Below are 5,257 nucleotides of genomic sequence, written 5' to 3'. Positions count from 1 at the left end.
GGTCTCGCCAGCGTGCCGCTGCCCGGCCGGCCGCCGGGTGTCTTCAATCCCAAGCGCGAGGAATTGCCGGTGACGCTCGCCCGCTTCGGCGCCGGCGCCGACGGTTTGGTGCAGGCCACCGCCACCGAGCCGGCGCCTACCATCATCTTCCCGCCCAATGGCGCGCGCGTCGACCTCGGCACCAACTCCGCCGACGCCACGCCGCTGGTGCTGAAGCTGCAGGGCGGCCGCGCGCCGTTCCGCTGGCTCGCCAACGGCAAGCCGCTCGCCGGCATCGACCGCCGCCGCACCGCGACCTGGCAGCCCGACGGCACCGGCTATTCGACGCTGACGGTAATCGACGCCGCCGGCCGCGCTGCCAGCGTGAAGGTTTTCGTTGAGTAGGATGCGGCAAGCGATTCAGGGGATTGCGCTTCTCGAGGCTTGGTCGCGCGTAGTTTCTCCGCTGAGGTCCGGTGCGAGGCCCCCCTCTCTGGCCTGCCGGCCATCTCCCCCTCAAGGGGGGAGATTATTCGCTTCGCGGCTTTCGCTAGTCTTCAACGCAGGAAGCACGAGCGCGGCGCCCAAACTGCCAATCTCCCCCCTTGAGGGGGAGATGCCCGGCAGGGCAGAGAGGGGGGCCTCGCGCCATACCTTTCCATTAGGAGTTGCTCTGGCCGCAGCGCTAGCCCTCCTTTCCGCAACTCCCACCCCAGCCCTTGCCGATCCTCTGCCCCCCGGCTTCGTCAGGCTGGCCGATATCGATCCGACCATCCGCCAGGACATCCGCTACGCCGACCGCGAAAATTTCCTGCGCCGCGAGGTCAACGGTTATGACGCGCCCGTCTGCATCCTGACCACGCAAGCGGCGAAGGCGCTGTCCAGCGTCCAGAAAACCATGACCGCCAAAGGCTTGACGCTGATCGTCTTCGACTGCTACCGGTCCGCCCGCGCCGTTGCCGACATGGGCCAATGGACGCGAGAAGCCGGCCCGCCGGATCCGCAGTGGTATCCGACCGTCCGGCGTGGCGATCTTATCGCCAAGGGCTATGTTGGCGGGCTGTCCAGCCATTCGCGCGGCTCGACCGTCGACCTCGCTATCGCTGAGCCCGGCAAGAAAGGCACCACTCATCCCGCCTGCGGCGCGCCTGACGGCGAGACGCTCGACTTCGGCACCGGTTTCGACTGCTTCGATCCGATGAGCGAGACGTCGCACCGCCCGCTCTCCGCCAAGGCGGCGGCGAACCGAAAGATGCTGCTTGCCGCCATGCACGCCGCCGGCTTCCGCAATTACGCGCGCGAATGGTGGCACTTCACCCTCGCCAAAGAGCCTTTTCCAAAACAGCGCTTCGATTTCCCGGTCACCGCGCCTTAACCGGGAACGATCCAGCCTTGCCCAAACCGTCGCCGGTTCTAATTAGGCGGGCTGGCAGGGATTCATGGTGTCGCCGGCTTGAGGAAGATATTTCTTCGATCGACGGACATACAGCGAAAAATTGCTTCTAGGAGGCGAAAAAGGCAACATTCAATGCATCTAAATTCTATAAACTCGCTAGAGTTCGCAGCAGTTCAACGGAGGCGGGAATGACCAAACCTCATTTCAGGAAACTGCTCGGCGCGCTGGTCGCCACATCTGTCCAGTTCGGCACGCTCGGCTTCGCGTTTGCCGATACGACCATTTTGAACGTGTCCTACGATCCGACACGGGAGCTTTACAAGGCCTATGACGAGGCTTTCGCCGCGCACTGGAAAGCCGAGACCGGCGAGACGGTCACCATCCAGCAGTCGCATGGCGGGTCGGGCGCCCAGGCCCGCGCGGTGATCGACGGCCTCAACGCTGATGTGGTGACGCTGGCGCTCGAAGGCGACATCAACGCCATCGTTTCCAAGTCGAAGAAGATCAATCCCGACTGGCGCAAGAAATTCGAAAACAATTCAGCACCTTACACCTCGACCATCATCTTCCTGGTGCGCAAGGGCAACCCCAAAGGCATCCACGACTGGAGCGATCTGGTGAAGGACGGCGTCCAGGTGATCACGCCGAACCCGAAAACCTCCGGCGGCGCGCGCTGGAACTATCTCGCGGCCTGGGCCTACGCCAACGCGCATGACGGTAATGACGAGGCTAAGACCAAGGAATTCATCGGCAAGCTTTATGCCAATGCCCCGGTGCTCGACAGCGGCGCACGCGGTTCGACCGTCACCTTTGCTCAGAAGGGCCTGGGCGACGTGCTGATCGGCTGGGAGAACGACGCCTATCTGGCCCTCGACGAATTCGGCGCCGACAATTTCGACATCGTCTACCCGCCGACCTCGATCCTGGCCGAACCACCTGTCGCCGTGGTCGACGCCAATGTCGACGCCAAAGGCACGCGCAAGGTGGCCGAGGCCTATCTTTCCTGGCTCTATTCGAAGGAAGGCCAGACCATCATCGCCAAGAACCACTATCGCCCGGCCAAGCCCGAACTGGTTCCGGCCGAGGACCTCGCCAAACTGCCTGCGATCAAGCTCGTCACCATCGACGACCCGCAATTCGGCGGCTGGAAGAAGGCGCAGCCTTACCATTTCGGCGACGGTGGTATATTCGACCAGATCTATAAGCCGGCCCAGTGAGAGCCTAGCCTCGAAACTGGCGACTGCAATCTGGTTGAGTAAGAAGGGACGATCCAGAACAGCATGACCACAGCACCCGCTCACGCGGGGTGGCGATTCAGACAGCCGAGTGTCATTCCGGGTTTCGGACTGACGCTCGGCTTCTCGCTTGCCTACCTCACGCTCATCATCCTCATCCCGCTCTCGGGGCTGATCTGGCGTTCGGCCGCGCTAGGCTGGACCGATTTCTGGGCTTTGGCCACCGACCGGCGCACCCTCAAGGCGCTCGAAATCAGCTTCGGCACGGCCTTCATCGCCGCTGCCGTCAACGTCGTGTTCGGCACGCTCGTGGCCTGGGTGCTGGTCCGCTACCGTTTCCCCGGCCGCCGCGTCGTCGACGCCATGGTCGACCTGCCCTTCGCGCTGCCCACCGCGGTCGCCGGCATCGCGCTGACCACGCTCTATGCCCCGACCGGCTGGCTCGGCAAATTGCTGATGCCGCTCGGCCTCAAGGTCGCCTACACCCCGCTCGGCATCATCGTGGCGCTGGTCTTCATCGGCCTGCCTTTCGTCGTGCGCACTGTCCAGCCGATCATGGAAGAGCTCGACAAGGAGGTCGAGGAGGCCGCCGCCACGCTCGGCGCCAGCCGCTTCCAGATCATCAGCCGTGTGCTTCTGCCCAGCCTTGCGCCGGCCATCATCACCGGCTTCTCGCTTGCCTTCGCGCGTGGCGTCGGTGAATACGGCTCGGTCATCTTCATCGCCGGCAACCTGCCCTACAAATCCGAGATTGCGCCGCTTCTGATCGTCATCCGGCTGGAGGAGTACAACTATCCCGCCGCCACCGCGATCGCCGCGATCATGCTGGCGCTGTCCTTCGTGATGCTGCTCGTCATCAACCTCGTGCAGACATGGAGCCGCAAGCGCTATGGCTGATCCCGAGATCAAGTCCTACGAGCCGCACCACGAGAGCCGCTCGGCCGCGGTCACCGAAAGCCGTCCCGTCCGCATCACGCTGACGACCGTCACGCTGGTCTTTCTCGGCATCTTCCTCCTGTTGCCGCTGATCATCGTGTTCAAGGAGGCTTTCGCCAAGGGCGTCGGCGCCTATTTCCAATCCTTGGGCGATGCCGACACGCGTTCCGCCATCCGCCTGACATTGCTGGTGGCGGCGATCTCGGTGCCGCTCAATCTCGTCTTCGGCCTTTCGGCTGCCTGGGCCATCGCCAAGTTCGAGTTCAAGGGCAAAGCGTTCCTGACCACGCTCATCGACCTGCCCTTCTCGGTCTCGCCGGTCATTTCCGGCCTGGTCTATGTGCTTCTGTTCGGCGCTCAAGGACTGCTCGGCGAATGGCTGAAGGCGCATGGCATCCAGATCCTGTTCGCCGTGCCAGGCATCGTTCTGGCGACCGTCTTCGTCACCTTCCCCTTCGTTGCGCGCGAGTTGATCCCGCTGATGCAGGAACAAGGCAATGGCGACGAGGAGGCGGCGCTCTCGCTCGGCGCCAGCGGCTGGCAGGCCTTCTGGTATGTGACGCTGCCCAACGTCAAATGGGGGCTGCTCTATGGCGTTCTGCTCTGCAATGCGCGCGCCATGGGCGAGTTCGGCGCGGTCTCGGTGGTGTCCGGCCACATACGCGGCCTCACCAACACCATGCCGCTGCATGTCGAGATCCTCTATAACGAGTACAATGCCGTCGGCGCCTTTGCGGTCGCTTCGCTGCTCGCCGGCCTGGCTCTGGTGACGCTGGTCTTGAAAACACTTCTCGAGATGCGCTACGGCGCCGAGATCGCCGCGACACGCGGGCACTAGATGCATGTCACCCAAAACTGCGTAGCGGTTTTGGGATAATGATATACGTCAAAGAACTGAGGGATTTGCATGGAAGTTCGCGTCGTCAACGTGCGCAAGGAGTTTGAGCGGTTTCCGGCGCTCCACGACGTGTCTCTCGACATCAAGTCCGGCGAGCTCATCGCGCTGCTGGGCCCATCGGGCTCCGGCAAGACGACGCTGCTGCGCCTGATCGCCGGGCTGGAGCGGCCGACCAAGGGGGCGATCTTCTTCGGCGAGGAAGACGCTTCGCAGAAGTCGATCCAGGAACGCAACGTCGGCTTCGTCTTCCAGCATTACGCGCTGTTCCGTCACATGACGGTTGCCGACAATATCGGCTTCGGCCTGAAGGTCCGGCACGGCGCCGCAAGGCCCTCGGGCCAGGAAATCCGGCGCCGGGCGCTGGAACTGCTCGACCTCGTCCAGTTGTCGGGCCTGGAAAAGCGCTATCCGGCGCAGCTTTCCGGCGGCCAGCGCCAGCGCGTGGCTCTGGCGCGCGCCATGGCGATCGAGCCCAAGGTGCTTCTGCTCGACGAACCCTTCGGCGCGCTCGACGCGCAGGTTCGCCGCGAGCTGCGCCGCTGGCTGCGCGAGATCCACGACCGCACCGGCCACACCACCGTCTTCGTCACGCACGACCAGGAAGAGGCGCTGGAACTCGCCGACCGCGTTGTCGTCATGAGCCAGGGACGCATCGAGCAGGTCGGCACCGCCGACGACATCTATGACACGCCGAACTCGCCCTTCGTCTACTCCTTCATCGGCGAATCCAGCTCGCTGCCGGTCAAAGTCGAGAACGGCGAGGTCTGGATCGCCGACCGCCCGATCGGACTTGAGGCGACGCATGCACCGCCC

5 protein-coding genes and 1 pseudogene are annotated in these 5,257 nt (G+C 63.8%); all 6 read left to right on the top strand.

The genetic code is table 11. The annotated features are described in order from the left end of the window. Window positions 1-384: pseudogene (locus EOA23_RS31200) on the top strand (penicillin-binding protein 1C); the annotation flags it as partial. A 211-nt stretch (window positions 385-595) separates the two neighbouring features. Beyond that, the gene (locus EOA23_RS31195) at window positions 596-1,354 is read left to right on the top strand and encodes a M15 family metallopeptidase (RefSeq protein WP_245474401.1); all 759 of its coding nucleotides are present in this window, start codon (window positions 596-598) and stop codon (window positions 1,352-1,354) included. A 209-nt stretch (window positions 1,355-1,563) separates the two neighbouring features. Then, window positions 1,564-2,592 (top strand): sulfate ABC transporter substrate-binding protein, encoded by a 1,029-nt coding sequence (locus tag EOA23_RS31190; RefSeq protein WP_126060015.1) that lies wholly within the window; start codon window positions 1,564-1,566, stop codon window positions 2,590-2,592. A 63-nt stretch (window positions 2,593-2,655) separates the two neighbouring features. Then, window positions 2,656-3,507, top strand: coding sequence for a sulfate ABC transporter permease subunit CysT (gene cysT / locus EOA23_RS31185; RefSeq protein ID WP_126060014.1), 852 nt, complete (start codon window positions 2,656-2,658; stop codon window positions 3,505-3,507). Then, window positions 3,500-4,384 (top strand): sulfate ABC transporter permease subunit CysW, encoded by an 885-nt coding sequence (cysW, locus tag EOA23_RS31180; RefSeq protein WP_042637242.1) that lies wholly within the window; start codon window positions 3,500-3,502, stop codon window positions 4,382-4,384. Before cysT ends, cysW begins: the two co-directional genes overlap by 8 nt. A gap of 69 nt (window positions 4,385-4,453) precedes the next feature. After that, the coding region (locus EOA23_RS31175; protein WP_145966533.1) for a sulfate ABC transporter ATP-binding protein at window positions 4,454-5,257 on the top strand (804 nt) is incomplete at its 3' end.

The organism is Mesorhizobium sp. M2A.F.Ca.ET.042.01.1.1 (assembly GCF_003997405.1).
Classification (GTDB): Bacteria; Pseudomonadota; Alphaproteobacteria; order Rhizobiales; family Rhizobiaceae; genus Mesorhizobium.
The sequence above is the reverse complement of the archived record's forward strand: the minus strand, read 5'-3'. Positions and strand labels throughout refer to the sequence as shown.

What these genes read in the sequence shown, in the direction of transcription:
- EOA23_RS31195 (WP_245474401.1), top strand. Translation starts at nt 596, where the DNA reads ATGCCCGGCAGGGCAGAGAGGGGGGCCTCGCGCCATACCTTTCCATTA.
- EOA23_RS31190 (WP_126060015.1), top strand. Translation starts at nt 1,564, where the DNA reads ATGACCAAACCTCATTTCAGGAAACTGCTCGGCGCGCTGGTCGCCACA.
- cysT (WP_126060014.1), top strand. Translation starts at nt 2,656, where the DNA reads ATGACCACAGCACCCGCTCACGCGGGGTGGCGATTCAGACAGCCGAGT.
- cysW (WP_042637242.1), top strand. Translation starts at nt 3,500, where the DNA reads ATGGCTGATCCCGAGATCAAGTCCTACGAGCCGCACCACGAGAGCCGC.